At 61.3% G+C, this 18913-nt stretch carries 20 protein-coding genes; 14 read left to right on the top strand and 6 right to left on the bottom strand.

Features of this window, described 5'->3' with window-relative positions:
• The first annotated feature begins 13 nt into the window (after positions 1 to 13).
• The 4 genes from ASE04_RS26645 to ASE04_RS26630 all read left to right on the top strand — a co-directional run bounded on the left by ASE04_RS26645 (position 14) and on the right by ASE04_RS26630 (position 3408).
• Complete coding sequence (locus tag ASE04_RS26645) at positions 14 to 343, top strand: hypothetical protein (RefSeq protein WP_056825804.1); 330 nt, start codon at positions 14 to 16, stop codon at positions 341 to 343.
• A gap of 231 nt (positions 344 to 574) precedes the next feature.
• Positions 575 to 2065 (top strand): hypothetical protein, encoded by a 1491-nt coding sequence (locus ASE04_RS26640; RefSeq protein ID WP_056825130.1) that lies wholly within the window; start codon positions 575 to 577, stop codon positions 2063 to 2065.
• 188 nt (positions 2066 to 2253) lie between these two features.
• A complete protein-coding gene (locus ASE04_RS26635) occupies positions 2254 to 2829 on the top strand; it encodes a TetR/AcrR family transcriptional regulator (protein WP_056825128.1) in 576 nt (191 codons plus the stop codon).
• A gap of 75 nt (positions 2830 to 2904) precedes the next feature.
• Positions 2905 to 3408 (top strand): hypothetical protein, encoded by a 504-nt coding sequence (locus tag ASE04_RS26630; RefSeq protein WP_056825126.1) that lies wholly within the window; start codon positions 2905 to 2907, stop codon positions 3406 to 3408.
• A gap of 18 nt (positions 3409 to 3426) precedes the next feature.
• On the opposite strand, the gene ASE04_RS26625 is transcribed toward ASE04_RS26630, so the two are convergent.
• A complete protein-coding gene (locus ASE04_RS26625) occupies positions 3427 to 3774 on the bottom strand; it encodes a nuclear transport factor 2 family protein (RefSeq protein WP_056825125.1) in 348 nt (115 codons plus the stop codon).
• A gap of 201 nt (positions 3775 to 3975) precedes the next feature.
• Between ASE04_RS26625 and ASE04_RS26620 the strand changes: the two genes are divergently transcribed.
• A complete protein-coding gene (locus tag ASE04_RS26620) occupies positions 3976 to 5205 on the top strand; it encodes a multidrug efflux MFS transporter (RefSeq protein WP_056825124.1) in 1230 nt (409 codons plus the stop codon).
• Positions 5206 to 5324: 119 nt separating this feature from the next.
• Positions 5325 to 6497, top strand: coding sequence for an acyltransferase family protein (locus ASE04_RS26615; protein ID WP_162260549.1), 1173 nt, complete (start codon positions 5325 to 5327; stop codon positions 6495 to 6497).
• On the opposite strand, the gene ASE04_RS26610 is transcribed toward ASE04_RS26615, so the two are convergent.
• A complete protein-coding gene (locus ASE04_RS26610; RefSeq protein ID WP_056825120.1) occupies positions 6482 to 7408 on the bottom strand; it encodes a bestrophin family protein in 927 nt (308 codons plus the stop codon). The genes ASE04_RS26615 and ASE04_RS26610 overlap by 16 nt on opposite strands.
• A gap of 111 nt (positions 7409 to 7519) precedes the next feature.
• Positions 7520 to 8407: a branched-chain amino acid aminotransferase gene (locus ASE04_RS26605; RefSeq protein WP_056825118.1), complete on the bottom strand. Its 888-nt coding sequence runs from the start codon at positions 8405 to 8407 to the stop codon at positions 7520 to 7522.
• Between the two features lie 250 nt (positions 8408 to 8657).
• Between ASE04_RS26605 and ASE04_RS26600 the strand changes: the two genes are divergently transcribed.
• From ASE04_RS26600 to zwf, 5 genes are all read left to right on the top strand, one after another.
• Complete coding sequence (locus ASE04_RS26600) at positions 8658 to 9698, top strand: zinc-dependent alcohol dehydrogenase family protein (RefSeq protein WP_056825116.1); 1041 nt, start codon at positions 8658 to 8660, stop codon at positions 9696 to 9698.
• Positions 9699 to 9803: 105 nt separating this feature from the next.
• Positions 9804 to 10880 (top strand): patatin-like phospholipase family protein, encoded by a 1077-nt coding sequence (locus ASE04_RS26595; RefSeq protein ID WP_056825114.1) that lies wholly within the window; start codon positions 9804 to 9806, stop codon positions 10878 to 10880.
• A 126-nt stretch (positions 10881 to 11006) separates the two neighbouring features.
• The gene (locus tag ASE04_RS26590; protein ID WP_056825112.1) at positions 11007 to 11474 is read left to right on the top strand and encodes a cupin domain-containing protein; all 468 of its coding nucleotides are present in this window, start codon (positions 11007 to 11009) and stop codon (positions 11472 to 11474) included.
• 184 nt (positions 11475 to 11658) lie between these two features.
• Positions 11659 to 12429: a trans-aconitate 2-methyltransferase gene (gene tam, locus ASE04_RS26585; protein WP_056825110.1), complete on the top strand. Its 771-nt coding sequence runs from the start codon at positions 11659 to 11661 to the stop codon at positions 12427 to 12429.
• A 79-nt stretch (positions 12430 to 12508) separates the two neighbouring features.
• Complete coding sequence (gene zwf, locus ASE04_RS26580; protein ID WP_056825108.1) at positions 12509 to 14032, top strand: glucose-6-phosphate dehydrogenase; 1524 nt, start codon at positions 12509 to 12511, stop codon at positions 14030 to 14032.
• Positions 14033 to 14430: 398 nt separating this feature from the next.
• Here the strand turns inward: zwf and ASE04_RS30855 are convergent, their stop codons facing one another.
• Positions 14431 to 14691, bottom strand: coding sequence for a hypothetical protein (locus ASE04_RS30855; protein ID WP_156408895.1), 261 nt, complete (start codon positions 14689 to 14691; stop codon positions 14431 to 14433).
• 46 nt (positions 14692 to 14737) lie between these two features.
• On the opposite strand from ASE04_RS30855, the gene ASE04_RS26570 reads away from it, so the two are divergent.
• Positions 14738 to 15154, top strand: coding sequence for a hypothetical protein (locus ASE04_RS26570; protein ID WP_056825104.1), 417 nt, complete (start codon positions 14738 to 14740; stop codon positions 15152 to 15154).
• Between the two features lie 131 nt (positions 15155 to 15285).
• Here the strand turns inward: ASE04_RS26570 and ASE04_RS26565 are convergent, their stop codons facing one another.
• Complete coding sequence (locus ASE04_RS26565; RefSeq protein WP_056825102.1) at positions 15286 to 15684, bottom strand: hypothetical protein; 399 nt, start codon at positions 15682 to 15684, stop codon at positions 15286 to 15288.
• A 230-nt stretch (positions 15685 to 15914) separates the two neighbouring features.
• Here ASE04_RS26565 and ASE04_RS26560 point away from each other — a divergent pair, with 230 nt between their 5' ends.
• Positions 15915 to 17474, top strand: a complete 1560-nt coding sequence (locus tag ASE04_RS26560) for a helicase HerA-like C-terminal domain-containing protein (protein ID WP_056825100.1) — start codon at positions 15915 to 15917, stop codon at positions 17472 to 17474.
• Between the two features lie 42 nt (positions 17475 to 17516).
• Here the strand turns inward: ASE04_RS26560 and ASE04_RS26555 are convergent, their stop codons facing one another.
• Complete coding sequence (locus ASE04_RS26555) at positions 17517 to 17816, bottom strand: alkylphosphonate utilization protein (protein WP_056825097.1); 300 nt, start codon at positions 17814 to 17816, stop codon at positions 17517 to 17519.
• Positions 17817 to 18138: 322 nt separating this feature from the next.
• Here ASE04_RS26555 and ASE04_RS26550 point away from each other — a divergent pair, with 322 nt between their 5' ends.
• Positions 18139 to 18849 (top strand): hypothetical protein, encoded by a 711-nt coding sequence (locus tag ASE04_RS26550; RefSeq protein ID WP_056825096.1) that lies wholly within the window; start codon positions 18139 to 18141, stop codon positions 18847 to 18849.
• Positions 18850 to 18913 lie beyond the last annotated feature (64 nt).

Genomic DNA, 18913 nt, shown 5'->3' with positions numbered 1-18913 from the left:
ATGGGGGTTGATCATGCCAGATTGGACGATCCGTTGCGGCATCCTTTTCGCTTCGCTCGCCGCCGCTTCTTCAGCGCACGCCTCTTCCGGGGATGCCTGGCAGGAGTTCGCCACGGAAGTTCAGGGCAAGTGCGAAATTGCGGCGCGGGCCTCGATCGAATTTCCGCACGCGATCGTCGATCCTTTCGGCAGCGAGCACTTCGGCGTGGCACTCGTCACCGGCAAGCCAAAGGGCGCCAACGGCTTCGTCAGCTACTTCTGCATCTTCGACAAGCGGACGAAGGATGTGGAGCTCGGCAGCGAACTCGACACCGAGCAAATCCGGTTCCTGCCGGAGGAGTGACCGGCCGGAAATGGCCTGTTGCACAAATCCCACAGAAATCAGCTCAAACGACCGGACCCTCAAGAAGCCTGTTGATTGTCATCTGTCGTATTTTGACAGGCATACATAGGCGTTTCTAGATGCAACCCGCAGTACGGGGTTAGGAATCGGCACAATTTTCGACAATTCGCTTATTTAGCTGAAATCCATATTTCACCGGCGTTTTTTGACAGTACTTTTGGGGCACAAGTCATGGTCATGAGCTTTTTTCGTCGCGGAGAAGACGGTCGGCCGCAGCCGACAGCCGGTTACCGGCCAACATCGATAACCGAACAACGGTCGACCGGCGGCGAGCCGCTTCGCTATACCGTCGCGGATGTCAACGAATTCTCCGCCTTCGGATCGGCGTTGGAAGAAAGCCAGCGGACATCGGAGGATCTGATGTCCAGCATCGCCTCGCTGCAGCAGCGCGTATCGAGCCTGCTCGGAACGCACAGCCAGTCGCTGACCGAGACCGGCACGCTGCGCGCCGAATGCGCGCGGATCAGCTCGCTTCTCGAATATGAGAGCAATGCCCGCCACAAGGCCGATCAGGACAATGCGCGACTGAGCAGCGAGAACAAGGACTTCCGGAACGACAACACGCAACTGCGTTCCGAAACCGAGGCACTGCGCGACGAACTGACCAAGCTGCAGGGCGTCCACGGGGTCACCTGCGAAGAGTTCACCATCGTCGAGACCCGGCTGCTCGACGCCGAACGCGAACTCAGCGATCGCGCCATCCAGTTCGACGAGGCATCGACGCTGTTGAAGCGCACGCAGCTGGAGCTGGATCAGCGCAGCCGCGAGCTGGCGAGCACACGGGAGAAGCTCGACGGTGAAACGACCGCCCACCAGCTGCTGATCGAGACTTCACGCCGCGAAAACGGCGTCCAGGCCCGCGAGATGGCACGCCTCAATGAAGAGCGCAGCCAGCTGAAAAGCGGCCTGATGGAGCAGGAAGCGCTCGTTCGCAATCTGCAGATGACGGCCGCGAGCCTGAAGCAGGATCTCGCATTGTTCGAGGAACGCCACAAGCGGCTCGAAATGGAATTCGAGACGCTGCAGGCATCCTCGGCGCTCGAGATCGCGCATCTGACGACCAAGCATGAGGCGATCGGCTCGAAGGCCGAGCTGGTGGAAAAGCTGCTGGTCACGGCGAACGGCCGCAACCGGATCACCGACGAGGAACTGCAGGCGGCGCGCGGCGAACTGAAGCGGGTTCGCTCGGAACTCTCGACGTCGCTGTCACGCACCGAGCGGCTTGGCGAAGAGCTTCAGCGCGCACGGACGTCAGGCACCGAAAGCGAGGCGGCCCGCCGCGAGCTTGCGAGCCAGGCGAACGAACTGACGCTCAAGCTGCGCGAGACCGACAGCCTGAGACTGCAACGCGACCGCGATTCCGACGCCCTGCGCCGCGACATGGACACGCGGATGGATTCGGACCGGCACGAAATCGGCCAGCTGCGCACGAGCCTGGAAATCGCCAAGTCCGAAATCCGCCAGCTGCGTGCCGAACGGGCGATCCTGACGGGACAGCTCGAGGTGGCCCGCAGCGAGCGCCCGGGCCCGGTGCTATCCAGTGAGCGGGTCGAGGAGCCGCGCATGCCGGCCGCCACCTTCACGCCGATGATCGACATTTCCGACAAGTCGCTGCGCCTCTCCGGCGACCTTGGCGATCCCCGGCTGACGCCAGCGGAATAAGCGGATAGGTGCGGTCCGGCCTCTCGGCCGGATCATCACCGACGCGGTGCCCGGGCTCGGCCATGGCGATTGGCTAAGACATTTCCCACCACGATGTCGGGCTCGACCGGTCTCGCCCGACATCACGTTTGAGTGTGCCAAATGCTGCCTCGTTGACTCCAGACCAACTAGTCGGTAGACAACCCTTCATGGCAACCGACACCTACACTCGCATCCTCGACAGCGCCCAATCTCTGATCGTGACGCGCGGCTACAACGCCTTCAGCTATGCCGACATCGCCGCCGCTGTCGGCGTCGGCAAGGCGACGATCCACCACCACTTTCCCGGCAAGGCGGATCTGGCCGTTGCGGTGATCGCCCGCTACCGGCAGGCGACGGTGGACGGGATGGGAGCAATAGCAGCGCGGGTCACGCAGGCCGACATGCGGCTTCGAGCCTATGTCGGCTTCTGGGAGCAATGCATCCGTGACGACAACGCGCCCTTTTGTATCGCCGCATTGCTAGCGTCCGAACTGCCGAGCCTTCCGCCGGAGGTCGTGGAGCAGGTGAAGGCGCATTTCGACGAACTGATAGACCGCCTCGCCGGCTTCATAGACGAGGGGTTGCGAAGCGGCGCATTGAAAAGCCCCGACAATGCCGAGACGAGTGCGCGGGTGCTGGTCGCCAGCGTTCATGGCGCGATGCTCGCCGCCCGCGTCGCCGGTGGCGACGCGGCGCTGTTTTCCAGGATCACCCAGCCGGCACTGCAGCGGCTCACCGGGTAGAGCAGGGATCATCCGGCATTGCATTTTTCGATCAAACTACCGACCAACTAGTCGGTCCAAACAGGAGCATTCGACATGGCCAATCCGCTTTCGCTTCTCGGTGAGATCCACACCGCCATCAGCATCGTTCCCGCCGTTGCCGGGCTCTACAGTTTCGCCAAGTACCGCGCCATTCGCCCGGAAACATCCGTCGGCAAGGTCTATCTCGCAACGCTGGCGCTCTCCGCCATCAGCGCCTTCGGCCTGTCGTCCACCGGCGGCTTCAATCCCGGCCATGCGCTTGCCATCATCGTGCTTCTCGTTTCCGCCATCTGTCTCGTGCTGCCGAAGCTTAGATTTCTCGGCCGGCTGATCCCCTATCTGAGGAACCTCGGCTTCTCATTCACCTATTTCCTGCTCTGGGTTCCCGGGATCAACGAGAGCTTGTCGCGGCTCCCGCCCTCGCATCCGATCGGCAACGGTCCGGATTCGCCGCCGGTGAAGGCAGCGCTGCTTGCATGGATTGTGCTGTTTGCTTTAGGCAGCATGGCGCAGGCCTTCATCGTCTCGCGCCGCCAGGCGCGGCGCGCGGTCGCCTGATCCCTCGCGCCCTACATTTTAGGCATCGCGGCCGAAGTAGACCTCGACGGCCGCGACCTTATCCCCCTTGAAGCGGAGCGTTTCCATGTTGCGGAACGCGCCACCGTCGCGCTTGACTGCGCGATAGCGAACCACAGCCTGATCGTCCTCAAGACCGAGATATTCGATCTCCAGACGCTCGAACGGCGGTGGCTTGGGCCAGCACCTCTCGAAATAGGTGCTGCGGTCGATATGGTCGTCACGTGGGCTGGAAAAGGTGAAATCCTCCGTCAGCATCGTCGCGACGATATCGGCGCGGCCGTCGATATAGGCCGCGTAGAGCGCGCGGACCGTTTCGGCGCGTTCTGTATCGCTTTCCTCTGTCATCTTGCTCCTCCATCGTTCTTAACTGCGGTCGCTCGTGCAAAAGACCAGACGGTTCGGGATGATTACGACGTTGAGCGAACCGAATGGCCCGGCATCCGTCCTTGATGGGGCCGCGACGGCGAGGCTATACCGGTGCATCCACCGGGAACGACATGCTTTTCGCGTTTTCGGCCGGGCGATTGATCACCTAGAAGGCCTGACATGAGCGATACGACTAAGAACACCGGCGCTGCCGTCGCCGATATCGGCTCGATCTATTGGAAGCGCAATCTGGTCATTTCGCTGCTCGGCTCCTTCACGACGATCGTCGCGATGACGCTGCTGCTCCCGTTTCTGCCGCTCTACGTCGAGGAACTCGGTGTCAGCGACCATGCGGCAATCGTCCAGTGGTCCGGTATCGCCTATGGAGCGACCTTCCTTGCCGCCGCCTTCGTGGCCCCGCTCTGGGGCCGCCTCGGCGACATCTATGGACGCAAGCTGATGCTGGTGCGCGCCAGCGCCGGGATGACGCTTGCGATCTCGCTAATGGGCATGGCCGACAATGTCTGGCAACTGGTGGCGCTGCGGCTGTTCGTCGGGCTGGCCGGCGGCTATTCGTCCGGTTCGATGGTGCTGGTCGCCACCCAGACGCCGAAGGATCGATCCGCATGGGCGCTCGGCATGCTCGCGTCGGGCATCATGGCCGGCAATCTCGTCGGACCGCTGATCGGCGGTGCGCTGCCTCCGTTGATCGGCATCCGCTACACCTTCCTCGCGGCCGGCGCGATGATCTTCCTGGCGTTTCTCGCAACCACCTTCCTGATCAAGGAAGAGAAATCCCCTGCCCGCAAGCAGGCGGCGAAGGCGAGCGGCGGCTGGACTTCGATCCCGGACAAGCGTCCTGTCGTCGCGATGCTGGCGACCGGTATGCTGTTGATGTTTGCCAACATGTCGATCGAGCCGATCATCACCGTCTATGTGGCGCAGCTGGTGGAAGATCCCGGCAAGGTCACGATGATTGCAGGCATCGTCATGTCGGCGGCAGCGCTCGGCAGCATCCTGTCGGCCTCGCGTCTCGGCAAGCTTGCCGACCGGATCGGTCACTGGCCTGTCATCGCAGGCGCGCTCGGCGTCGCCGGCGTGCTGCTGATCCCACAGGCATTCGTGACCAGCTCCTGGCAGCTGATCATCCTGCGCTTCCTGATGGGGACCGCGCTCGGCGGGCTGCTGCCCTGCATTTCCGCCGTCATCCGCCACAGCGTGCCAGATAGTGCTGCCGGCAGCATCCTCGGGCTGTCGGTCTCCTCGCAATATGTCGGCCAGGTCGCCGGCCCGGTGCTTGGCGGCTTCATCGGCGGCCATATCGGCATGCGGGCGGTCTTTCTCGGAACCTGCGTGCTGTTGATCGCGGGTGCCGCCTACGCGTGGCTGGTGCGGCCGAAAGAGGCGTAGGCACAGGCCTTTTCCACAACCGACAATAAAGCAGCCATTTACACCCACAGCCGAAGATTATACTTCACAAATATTCCGAAAGAATATCTGACGTCTATTCTTCGTGCTGTGGAGATATTGTGACTGGGGGCAGCAATAAAAAACAAACGACCGCACCTGAAGGTGTCGGGCACAGGAAATCTCGTCAAATCATTGGTTTAGACCTACTTCGCCTGCTGGCGGCGCTCTCGGTCGTTCTCTACCACTATTGTTACCAGACCTCGATTGCCGGGCGAGATGCCTACAAGTTCTCGATGGGAATCATCGCGTTTCCCGATCTGGCATTTTTCGCCCAATACGGGTGGATGGGCGTGCCTGCATTTTTTGTGATATCGGGCTTTGTCATTTCGTTCAGCGCCAGCGCGACGACCCCGTCGAAGTTCCTCGCGGCGCGGATATTGCGTCTCGGCCCAGCCGTATGGCTTTGCGCGCCGCTCACCGCAATTTTCATTGTTCTGTCGGGCCAGAACTCGATCCCAAGCACCCTAGGGCGTCTTTTCAACAGCATGGCGTTCTTCCCGTTAGGCTCACAGATCGATGGCGTCTATTGGACACTGTCGATCGAAGTCGCCTTCTACACCTGCGTTTTCCTGATTCTGATTTTCTCTAATTTCTCCTTATTTTACAAATATATATGTCTCATCGCTACAATCAGCGCGACCTTCAACATCCTGATAAACGCAGGCTACGAGCAGCTGAATTTCTCGGGAAAGTGGACAAATTTGCTGCTGATCCGGCACGGCTGCGAATTTGCCGTCGGCGCACTTGCCTACCACCTGTACCATAACGGCGTCCGCCTCCATCGATTGATCTTCCTGACAATCGCGATCGTCGGCAGCTATGCCGAGACGGCCTCGTACTCTCCGCCATTCTTCATCTGGACAGTATTCCTGATGGTTTTCGCAGTTACGATCGCTGCGAATGGACAGGTCCTGCGGCTGCTCTCGGATCCGCAAAGGCGGCTGATCCGTGAGCTGGGCAAGGCGACCTACCCGCTTTATCTCGTCCACCAGATCGTCGGCGTTTATCTTTTGTACCTGCTGGTTGAAGCAGGAATGAGCCCTTACGCAGCGCTTACTTCGACGTTTGTGCTCATCTTCACACTGACGGGCCTCATCTGCTGGGCCGAAGAACGAATGCGGGACAGATTGCGACCGTCGGTCATCCGTCTTTGCGATCGTCTTGTATCGAAAAAGCGCGCCACCGACTTCGACGGAAACGGCGTAGACGCTGAGGCCTACATCAGAAGGTAATCCACCGGCGTCGGGAGCGGCGGCAGGTCCGTCTCGCCCAGCGCTTCGCGCAGATTGATCTCGATCGTGTCGGCAAGGGCGCCGATCGGGAGGGCGTTCGGCTGGATGCCGAATGGGGCTTCCAGTTCGTCGCCGAGCGCATCGAGGCCGAAGAAGGTGTAGGCGACCAGCGCCGTCGCGAAGGGCATGAACCAGCCGAGCACGTCATCGAAGCCGAAAGGCAAAAGCAGGCAGAAGAGATGCGCCGTGCGGTGGAGCAGCAGCGTGTAGCCGAAGGGCACCGGTGTCCAGCGGATGCGCTCGCAGGATGCCTGCGCCAGCGTCAGCTCTCCGAGTGTCTTGTCGAGGATCTGATAGGAGATGTCCGTGAGCATGCCCCTGGCACGCAGATCGGCTAGCTCCCGCGCGATTTCCAGCGAGATCGCCTCCGGCGGCGTGCGGCTTGCGTGATAGCGGGCCTTCAGCTCCGGCGACAGCAGGCGCTCGACCTTTTCGCGGCCGCTGCCGGCGCGTAAGTGCGGTACCAGCGACTGAACGAAGGCGATGACGAGCGTGACAAGGCGTTTGCGCGCTTCGGCCCCGGCCTCACCACTTGCGGTTTCGATGATCAGCGTCTGCCGGGCGAAGTGACGGGCGGAGAAGATCATCTGCCCCCACTGCTTGCGCGCCTCCCACCAGCGGTCGTAGCAGGCGTTGTTGCGGAAGCCGAGGAAGATGGAGATCGCGATACCGAGAAGCGCGAAGGGCGCGCCGCTGAAGACCGGCAAGGTGCCCGGCCAGACGCTGTGGACGAGCACCACGAGCGAGGAAAGGAAGCCGGTCAACAGGATCTGCGGGAAGACCTGCTTGATGATCGAGCCACGAAGAATGAAGAAGAGTTTGAGCAGGCTGGGACGGGGGCGCACGATCATGACGCGGGCTTCTCGGTCGTTCGAATGATGGGATCTCGGCCTTCCTCCCTACAGCCGACCGAATGGCCGCGCCAAGCGCGGCCATAGTACTTTGGATCGAAAGCGACGACCTTAGCTGTCGCTTTCGCTGCGACCGAAGGCCCAGTCCATGTAGAGTTCGAACGCCTTGCGGGTGACCGGCCCCGGCTGAAAATCCCGACCGTCGAGGCGGCTGACGCCGACGACCTTGGAATAGTTGCCTGAGGTGAAGATCTCGTCGGCGTTCATGAAGTCCTCGACCGACAGCGTCACTTCGCGGACCTCGAAGCCAGCCTTGCGCAGGAGACCGATGACACGGGCGCGGGTGATGCCGGCCAGGAACGTGCGGTTGGCGATCGGCGTCGAGATGATGCCGTCCTTGACCATGAAGACGTTGGAGGATGCCGTTTCCGCGACGTTACCGCTCATGTCGCGCATCAGCGCGTTGTCGAAGCCGCGGCTTTTGGCTTCGGCGATGGCGCGACCGCTGTTCGGATAGAGCGAGCCGGTCTTGGCATCCGTCATCGCGGTTTCCGGCGATGGGCGGCGGTAGGGCGAAACGGTCAGCGAATTCGGGGCATTGTTGCCGAGCGGCGCCTCGAACAGGCAGAGCGCGAAGCGTGTGGATTCGCCGTCGACCGTGACGACGCTGCCGGCCGAGCCATGTTCGCCCCAATACATCGGCTTGATGTAGAGCGGCGTCTTGCCGTCGAACTTCTTGATGCCTTCCCAGGCCAGCGCCTCGATCTCCTCGGCGGTCTTGACCGGCTTCAGGCCCATGTTGATCGCCGAGCGGTTGACGCGCTGGCAATGCAGGTCGAGATCCGGCGCGATGCCATCGAACCAGCGGGCGCCGTCGAACACTGTGGAGGCCAGCCACATGGCGTGCGAGGTCGGCCCGATCAGCGGCGGATTGCCGGTGAGCCACTCTCCCTCGACGTAGGTCCAGGTGGAGGAACGGGGCGATGTGTCGACGGCCATGGGCATTCTCCTCAAAAAGTAGAAAGGAGCAAAATCCCCCTGCAGACGGCCGGTCAAGAGGAAATCCTTGCCGTAAAACCGGAAGCAAGAAAATGACTGACGCGTCTGTAGTGGAGTAATATTCGTTCGCATCTCGTTGAGCGCCGTCGATGGGTGCATCACCGAAAATCATGGGTGGCGCGATTGGAAGCGATGCAGGCGACGTGCCATCATAGAGCGGAATCGCCATGTCGCTGTGGAGTAGAGACCGATGAGAGCCATGTTCTACGATGCCTTCCAGAAGGCTCCCGAAATTCGCAGCCTGCCCGATCCGACACCCGGCGAGGATGGCGTGGTCATCGCCGTCGGCGCAAGCGGGCTTTGCCGCAGCGACTGGCACGGCTGGGTGGGCCATGATCCCGATATCAAGCTGCCTCACGTTCCGGGCCATGAGCTGGCCGGCAAGGTGGTCGCAACCGGCAAGGGCGTGGTGCGCTTCAAGGTCGGAGATCGCGTGACCGTGCCGTTCGTTTCCGGCTGCGGCCATTGCGGCGAGTGCCATTCCGGCAACCAGCAGGTCTGCCCCAACCAGTTCCAGCCGGGCTTCACGCATTGGGGCTCGTTCGCCGAGTACGTCGCGATCGACTATGCCGATACGAACCTCGTGCACCTGCCCGAGAGCATCGACGACGCGACGGCGGCAAGCCTTGGCTGCCGCTTCGCGACCTCGTTTCGCGCGGTGGCCGACCAGGCGCGCACCGGCCCCGGCGAGTGGATCGCCGTGCACGGCTGCGGCGGCGTCGGGCTTTCGGCCATCATGATCGCGACGGCACTCGGGGCGAACGCGATCGGCATCGATCTTTCCGACGAGAAGCTTGCCTTCGCGCGCGAATGCGGGGCGGTGGCGACGATCAATGCGAGCAGCGTGGCCGATGTGGCCGAGGCGGTGCGCGAGATCACCAAGGGCGGCGCGCATGTCTCGATCGACGCGCTCGGCCATCCCGTCACCTGCTTCAACTCGATCAAGAACCTGCGCCGGCGCGGGCGGCATGTGCAGATCGGCCTCATGCTCGGCGAACATGCGACGCCGCAAATCCCGATGGCGCAGGTGATCGGCCATGAGCTGGAAATCTACGGCAGCCACGGCATGCAGGCCTGGCGCTATGACGCGATGCTGTCGATGCTCGCGGCGGGTAAGATCGCGCCGCAGAAGCTGATCGGCCGGCGCATCACGCTCGAGGAGGCAATCCCCGGCCTGATGACCATGGATCGTGCCGAGGGCATCGGGATCAGCGTCATCACCCAGTTCTGATTTTGCCTGCAACCGACTTCAATCAAAAAGTGCGCTTCAGTTTGTAGTATTCTTTTGGTTGCAATTCATACTCTCCACCACCGGATGAACCGGATGGAGGGGCAAATGGCAACGCGTTTTATTCTTTCGATCGACGGCGGCGGCATCCGCGGCATCATTCCGGCCTTGATCCTGGTGGAACTGGCCAAGCGGTTGAACGGGCTGCCGCTGCACAAGGCATTCGACCTGATCGCGGGCACCTCGACCGGCGGCATCATCGCGGCCGGCCTGACCTGCCCTCACCCGTCGAAGGCCGGCGAAGCAGCCTGCACGCCGTCGGACCTGCTTGAGCTTTACGCGAAGGAGGGCGGCGATATCTTTCGCAAACCGCCGCTCGGCGACATCATCAATCCCTATGGCCTGAGCAGCCCGAGCTACGAAACCGTTTCGCTCGAGGCGAAGCTGAAGGAGCGGTTGGGAACCGCGACGCTGGACAAGGGCCTGTCGACCGTCCTCATCCCGGCCTACGACATTCGCAACCGGACAGCACTCTTCATGTCGAACGCCGACAAGAAGAACAGCAATTTCCGCTACTGGGAGGCAGCAAGGGCGACCTCGGCGGCGCCGACCTACTTCCCGCCGGCACTGATCGAGCGGATCGGCGCGAAGAAGGAAGACCGCTTCTTGCCGCTGATCGACGGCGGCGTGTTTGCCAACGACCCGATCCTCGCGGCCTATGTCGAGGCGCGCAAGAAGCCGTGGCAGGATGACCGGCTGGTCTTCCTGTCGCTCGGCACGGGCCAGCAGAACCGACCGGTCGCCTATCAGGAGGCCAAGGGCTGGGGTGCCGTCGGCTGGATGCATCCGGCCCGCGATACGCCGCTGATTTCGATCCTGATGCAGGGACAGGCAAGCACGGCTTCCTATCAGGCAAACGCGCTTCTCAACCCTGCCGGCACCGAGCTCGACTACTCTACCGTGGTGACGGATGCCAATATTCGGAGCCTCGATTATTTCCGTCTCGACCGGCAGCTGACGCAGAAGGAAAACGATGCGCTCGACGATGCCTCGCCTGATAATATCAAGGCGTTGAAGGCTATCGGTGCATCGCTCGCCAAGGACAATGCCAAGGCGCTGGACGAGGTTGCCAGGCGCATTCTGGCGGAGCAGAGCAGCGGCGACCAGAAAAGCGATGCGGCTTGAAGCGGCAAACGCCAGAACCCATATGCGCCGGGACAAGTCGCGACAGCGACGATCGGCGGCTGCGGGTTGCCAATGGCTCCGGAAAGGTCTAACGGGCTCGCCGCCAAGAAAAAGAAAAAGCGAGACATGATGTCCAACTCATTTGTGAAAGCGCCTGCCCAGGCGAGCGCGAAGGTATTCTTCGTGCTGGGCGATCGGATCGAGCGGCGGGCTCGACTGCAGGGAAACTGGCTCAACATATTCGACGTGACGGTGCCACCCGGCAGCCGCACGCCATTGCACCAGCACGCGAGCCCCGAGGTCTTCCGGATACTCGAGGGTCGGCTGACCATTCGCCGGGCGACCGCGAACGGCATCGACGAGTTCGAGGCGACGGCGGGCGATATCGTCCGCATCGAGGCGAAGCAGGCCCACGCCTACTCCAACACAGGCACCGAGACCGCCGCCTTCGCGGCGATCGTCGATAGCGGCATGGCCGAATTCCTGGAAGCCGCAGGCTCGCAGGAACCGCCGAAGACAGCACCTTCGGCGGAAACGATGGACCGCATGAAGGCCGCCGCCAACGCCCACGGCATCACCATCCTGGCGGCCTGAGCAGGGCTATCGGCTCAATGGCCGATGCCTGAAAAGCAATGCCGAGACTGGAGCCAGTCTCGGCCTTCTCCTCTTCACATTCTCGTTTCAAAACAAAGCTATCCCTTCCGGAAGCGCGTCCCTCGCAATACAAACTGAATGCGCGTGCGCGCAGGAAGCAATGTGTAAGCAAGGAGTGCATCCCATGGCATGGTCCGCCAGCCAGTATGTGAAGTTCGAAGACGAGCGCACCCGCCCGGCGCGGGATCTGCTCGCACAGGTTCCGCTCGAGCGCATCAACAGGGCGATCGATCTCGGCTGCGGCCCGGGAAATTCGACCGAACTCATCATCGATCGCTACGGGAGTGCCGGCGTCGTCGGGCTCGACAGCGACCTGAACATGCTGGAAGCGGCGCGCAAGCGGCTGCCCTCAACGGCGTTCGTGGAAGCGAACCTCGCGACATGGCAACCGAGCGAGCCTGTCGACCTGCTGTTTGCCAACGCCGTTTTCCAGTGGCTGCCTGATCATATCGACCTGATGGATAGGCTCATGGACGGGCTTGCGCCGGGCGGCGCGCTTGCCGTGCAGATGCCCGACAACCTGAATGAGCCGACGCACCTGCTGATGGAAGAAACCGGGCATGCCGGCCCCTGGAAGGCCGCATTCGCCGCCAAGAGCGTTCGCCGCAATCCGTTGCCTGTCCCATCGACCTATTACAGCCGGCTGATCGCGAAATCGGCCAGGGTCGATATCTGGCATACGATCTACAATCACCCGATGGCCGATGCCGCCGCGATTGTCGAATGGGTGAAGGGCACCGGTCTCCGGCCCTATCTCGACCATGCCGGCGAAGAACATCGCGAGGCGTTCCTGGCGGATTATCACGCCCGCGTCGAGAAAGCCTATCCGAAGATGTCCGACGGCCGCGTGCTGCTGCGCTTTCCGCGCCTCTTCATGGTCGCCGTAAAGGCCTGATACATCCCGCGCCTGCGCCGCCACTTGTGACGATGCAGGCGCGCTTTATATTGACCGCGGCCACAAGGAGCAGATCACCATGGACGTAGCCCCCACCCCGCCGGTCACCCTCGTCATCTTCGGCGCCACCGGCGACCTCACCCGCCGCCTGCTGGTGCCGGCGATCATCAACCTGATACAGAGCGGCATGGTCGGAGACGATCTGCATATCCTCGGTATCGGCATCGATGCCGGCGACGACGCGATGCTGGTCGATCACCTCGACAGCTTTCTCGCCGGCATGGACGATGGCGGCGCGCATCAGAAGACCGACGGCTGGCAGCGCCTCAAGAAGCGCATCGCCTATATCTCCGGCGACTTCACCAAGGACGATATATTCCTGCAGATCGCCGACCGGCTGAAAGCATCGCAGAGCGGTAATGCTGCGTTTTACTTCGCGGTGCCGCCGCAATTCTTCGGTCCGCTCGTCAATAAACTGGCAGAGCATAATCTGACGAAGGAAAGCGACGGATGTTTCCGCCGCATCGCCATCGAAAAGCCTTTCGGCACGGACCTCGCCTCGGCGCGCGCGCTCAACGCCCAGATCCTCAGCCGCGTGGCGGAAACCCAAGTCTACCGGCTGGATCATTTCCTCGGCAAGGAAACGGTACAGAACATCCTGACGGCGCGCTTCGCCAACATGATGATCGAGTCACTCTGGAACAACAACTACATCGATCACGTGCAGATCACCGCCGCCGAAACCGTCGATGTCGGCATGCGCGGCAAGTTCTACGATGCGACGGGCGCACTCCGCGACATGGTGCCGAACCACCTGTTCCAGCTTCTGGCAATGATCGCGATGGAAGCCCCGAACGGCTTCGGCGCCGAGGCGATCCGCAGCGAGAAGAGCAAGGCACTGAGCGCGCTGCGCATCTATACGCCCGAAGAGGCCGAGACGCATGCCGTGCGCGGCGCCTACACGTCGGGAACGCTGAACGGCAACGCCATCACCGCCTTCCGCGACAGCAAGGACGTGTCGCCCGACAGCGATACGGAAACCTTTGTGGCGCTGAAGCTCTATGTCGATACCTGGCGCTGGGCCGGCGTGCCGTTCTATCTGCGGACAGGCAAGGCGATGACGGCGCGCGACACCGAAATCGTCGTAACCTTCCGGCAGGTGCCTTTCGCGCAGTTCCGCGAAACCGACATCAAACGCAGCCTGCCCCCGAACCGCATGGTGATCCAGGTGCAGCCCGACGAGGGCCTGAGCGTCGAGCTCTCGATCAAGTCGCCGGGCCTCTCGGTCGATACCGTTCCGGTGTCGCTCGATTTCCGCTACGCCGAGATGTTCGATATCGGCAAGATGACGGGCTACGAGTCTTTGCTCTACGATCTCTTCATCGGCGACCAGACGCTCTTCCAACGTGCAGACGGCATCGAAGCCGGATGGGCAGCCGTTCAGCCGTTCCTTGACGTGTGGGCATCAGGTGCAAAAAAACCGGATCCGTATGCGCCCGGGAGCATGGGTCCCGCCTGCGCCGACGACCTCATCCAGCAGGACGGACGGCAGTGGCACGCGTTGGGCGTTTTGACGCACAACCATAAAAAACAATCCGAATAAATACACTTTTAAGTTAGTATATTTCGGGGCCGACAGAGAAAAGCAAAGCTATTTCGGCCCCGATCCAGCTTTATCTCGCCGGAACTACTGTGCCATTCCGGCATCCAGCCCTCCGTCTATACAAAATAAGTAGAAGTTGACTGGAAGCATGCGCAAACGCAAGATTTTTGGGCTGACCGAGTTGCTTTTCCAGTGCGACAAAGAAGGCGGGGCTCGTCAAACCCCGGCGAGCCCTTCTTGGATTTCCAGTTGTTTACGGCCGAGGCGAGTCGAAAAATCGAATTATTAATGTTCGATTAACATATTTACTTGCGCTCTTCAGCCGCCTTGATAAATCTACCCTCTAAATCTGGGGTATCGAGATGACAGATATTCAATCTTCCAAGAATCGCTTGAACTCAGACCAGCGAATGGAGACCTGTAGGTCCGAATTCGAGCCCATGCTTTTCGAACTTATCCGCAATGGAGAGAAGAGAGGCTGGAAGGCTGCCGAAATTGCAATGGCCCTCGCCGATGCGGCCGACGATGTCATTTTGAAGCTCGCCCGGGAAACCAAGAGCAAGCATTGATTTCGCTTCTCGCCGGCGGTGAAAATTGCGGCTTCCGGCGCGCACCGACAACACGTAAAAGAGTAATCGAACTGGCGTGAAGTGATTCACGGACCAGGTTCGGGTCGTGCGACGACGAGGGTCGAAATTGCATTGGGTGGCCGCTCTTTTAGCCTGCGGATGCGTCAGCCTGGCGGAGGTTTCCGACTGGCCCGCGGCGCAGGATTACATCGCCGAGAAGAGCTGCAGCCTCAGCGCGGAACCCGCGCGCTGCCGCACCACGCGCGACACCTGGATAGATACCTACCACAAGGCAACCCTCGGCAATTTTGAGAGCCAGCACAGGGTTGCGATCTGCCTCAGCACAGGCTGCGACGGCGCCATCACGGAAAACAGAATGTTCGGTTGCGCCTGGCAAAAGACGATCGTCGGCTCACGGCACCCGGAATATGCGGCTGCCGATAACGACGACGTTGCGAAATTTTGCGGAGAGGAATGGCTCGATAACGCCGATCGACAGACGGCGCGAGACCAGGCGGAAGTATTTCTGACGCTTCTCGGCATTTCGAAATAACCGGCGTCGGAAGCAATGGGCAGTGCGACGCCGCCCATTGCGAATTCGCGCTAAAGCATCGGCCCGATGCTTTAGATTCGATAAGATAGAGTGTCCTTTGTGCGTCCCTAGGGACGCACGGCGCTCTAGCGTCAGATGAACTGGCCGAGTCCAGGCACCGATGCGACAACCTCGTCGACAACTTCCTTGCCGGCGTGCTGTTCGGCGACAGCGATCGTTTCCTTGGCAAGCGTGGTGATTTCGCCCATGCCGAGGCCTTCGCCCATCAGCTGCTGGCCGAGCGCCATGACGCCGCCGGCTCCGCCGAACGCGCCCATGATGCTGCCGAGCAAGCCGCCACCACCGGTTTCGCCCTCACCGTTATACTTCGCGACGAGATCCGACGCGCCGGGAATGGCTTCGATCATCTTCGCGACGGGGCCATCGGCGGCCTCCCGCTGCAGAAAGCCGAGCATCATGCCAACGGCCTTTTCCGCCACATCCGCAGGTATGCCTACGCGCGCGGCGATCTGGTCCACGATTTCATTCATCGTCAGCCTCCTATTTTTGACGTTAACGTCAACGTTAATCGAGTTCATGCGGCAACTCAAGCGGTCCGCCCGTCAGACCGAGCTTATCCCACTTTTCCTTTTAATGCAGGCAGTTGTCCGCACGGAGCTGCCTGCTTATAACAGTCAGGCGATATTACAATGACCATGCGGAAACTGCGCTCCGCATTTTGACGCAAGCGGCATCGAATGCCGGAGGGAGACGTTTCGAAATGCTCGAGGAAGGCAAGATTTTCGTCGGTGTCAGCCGCAATCCGGACGACAGCATCAACAAGCCCGAATATCTCGACCTGAAATTCGGAAACCGTCACGGCCTTGTGACGGGTGCCACCGGCACCGGCAAGACGGTGACGCTGCAGGTGCTTGCCGAGGGCTTCGCCAGGGCTGGCGTCCCGGTTTTCTGCTCCGACATCAAGGGCGACCTGTCAGGCATCGCCGTAAAGGGCGAGCCAAAGGATTTCCTGACCAAGCGCGCCGAGCAGATCGGCTTCGACGACTACGAGTTCGATCGCTTCCCGGTCATCTTCTGGGATCTTTTCGGCGAGAAGGGCCACCGCGTCCGCACCACGATCGCCGAGATGGGGCCGCTGCTGCTGGCCCGCCTCATGGATGCATCCGAGCCGCAGGAAGGCGTCATCAACATCGCCTTCAAGATCGCCGATCAGGGCGGGCTGCCGCTGCTCGACCTCAAGGACTTCTCCTCGCTGTTGAACTACATGGCCGAGAACGCCACCGAGCTCTCCAGCCAGTTCGGGCTGATCTCGAAGGCATCGGTCGCCTCGATCCAGCGCGCGATGCTGGTGCTCGAGCAGCAGGGCGCTGAACACTTCTTCGGTGAGCCGGCGCTGAAGATTTCCGACATCATGCGCACCGACAACCGCGGCTACGGCCAGATTTCGGTGCTGGCAGCCGACAAGCTGATGATGAACCCGCGGCTCTATGCGACCTTCCTGCTCTGGCTGCTGTCCGAGCTCTTCGAGGAGCTGCCTGAGGTGGGCGATCCGGAGAAGCCGAACCTCGTCTTCTTCTTCGACGAAGCGCATCTGCTCTTCAACGATGCGCCGAGGGTCTTGCTCGAACGTGTCGAGCAGGTCGTCCGCCTCATCCGCTCGAAGGGCGTCGGCGTCTTTTTCGTGACGCAGAACCCGCTCGACGTGCCGGAAACGGTGCTTGCCCAGCTCGGCAACCGCGTGCAGCATGCGTTGCGCGCCTATTCGCCGCGCGAGCAGAAGGCCGTCAAGACGGCCGCCGACACCTTCCGTCCGAACCCGGCCTTCGACTGCGCAACCGTTATCACCACGCTCGGCACCGGCGAGGCGCTGGTATCGACGCTGGAGGCGAAAGGCTCGCCCTCGATCGTCGAACGGACGCTGATCCGGCCGCCATCCGGCCGCGTCGGGCCGCTGACGGATGCGGAGCGCCAGGGAGTCATGGACAAGAGCCCGGTGATTGGCGTCTACGACGAGGATCTTGATCGCGAATCCGCCTTCGAGATCCTGGCGGCCCGCGCCAAGAAGGCGTCGGACGCCGACGCCGCCAAGCAGGCGCAACCGACACAGCCGACCGAAGGCGGCGCCTCGGGCCGCTGGACGCTGCCGGGCTTCGGCGACGACAATGACGAGCAGCAGGGCAAGGCCCAGGGCCGCGCCCGCTCGCCGGGATACCAGCGTGAAACGGTGGTGGAAGCGGCGATGAAGAGCGTTGCCCGGACGGTTGCGACACAGGTTGGCCGGGCACTGGTGCGCGGCATCCTCGGCAGCCTGAAGCGCTAGGCGAAGGGCGTTATCGCCCTTCCCTCAGCACACGCGGGCTGCTCAGCGTTTGCGGACGAATTCCGTGCGCAGGACGAGGCCCTTGATGGCCTCGTGGCGGCAGTCGATCTCATCGGGATTGTCCGTCAGCCGGATCGACTTGATGACCGTACCCTGCTTCAGCGTCTGATTGGCGCCCTTCACCTTCAGGTCCTTGATGAGAGTGACGGAATCGCCGTCCTTGAGGACGTTTCCGGCAGCGTCGCGAACCTCGGCGTTGCTCGCCGCGGCAGCCAGCTCGGAAGCCGGACGCCATTCGCCGGTTACCTCGTCATAGACATAGTCGTCGTCACCGCCGCTCATGGCGCTTCTCCTTGAGAAAAAGAACTAGCTGTGAGGGCCGCTTACAACAAGCACGGCGCCTCGTGCAAGCCGGGCGGCCGGCCAGCGTGTGACATACCCGCTGCGCCCGCCTCGATTGCATTTCTGCCGGCCCGATGGTATCCCGGCTCTGCACTCAAAGAGAAGGGAGGGTCACGTGCATAATTTCTATTTCCGGTTCTACCGGCAGCGTGGCCCCGTCAACGCCCTGAAGATGCGTCTTAACGCGTAGCTTTTCTATAAAATTCAATACTTTACGGGCTTTGGTGTCCAATCAGTGCCCAAATTACACGGGTAAACACTTATGGACACGAGTGAACAAATTTCCGCGATTTCGGAATGGTTCAGCAAAATCTCACCGGACAATTGGGCGACGTACGTGTCAGGATTCGGCGGGGTATTGCTGGGTTCCGCGCTGTCGATCATCATAGCAGCGTATTTCGCTCACCGAGAACATCGAAAGCAACGCAAGAGCGAAGCCATTTCGGTCGCGCTGAAAGCAACATTGATACACAACACGTTCGACCACCTCTTACGCCACATCAAGGCTTGCGAGGATGTCGCGAAGGGACGCCAGCTACCCGGCCAATTCGAGCCGTGGGCTTACATTCAGCTTATGGCCGGTCAGCTAGAGCCGGTGAGAATAGAGCCGCACGAACTTCTGGTTTTCATCGAAGCTCGCCAATACGATCTGGTTCACGAGCTAGTCACCCTAGCCATGCGGAACAAGTCGATTTGCGATGCCTACAACGCGTTTGCCGAACGCAAGACCGAGTTACGGAGTCGGGTCAAGGAAGGCGAAGTGATCGGAAATCAAGTCATGAGCCACAGCGAAGCGTTCGACACGCCCGCGACGATCATTAGATTGGAGCTTAAGACACTAGCGGAGTCGATGGTCGAACACCTTCCGGTGTACCGCAAAGAGGCTGTGAACACCTGCCACAAGCTTACCCCGGCTCTCCGAAGACACTTTCGGGACAAGTCAATTCCGTTCTTCAAAGTTGAAGGCAGCTAAAGCTGACCGCCAAGCCTGAATCGATCGCGCCTACCGACTGTCGACTCTTCGCAAGTCCCGAACG

Source organism: Rhizobium sp. Root708, assembly GCF_001429725.1.
Classification (GTDB): domain Bacteria; phylum Pseudomonadota; class Alphaproteobacteria; order Rhizobiales; family Rhizobiaceae; genus Rhizobium.
This window is presented reverse-complemented; position numbering and strand designations above follow the sequence as displayed.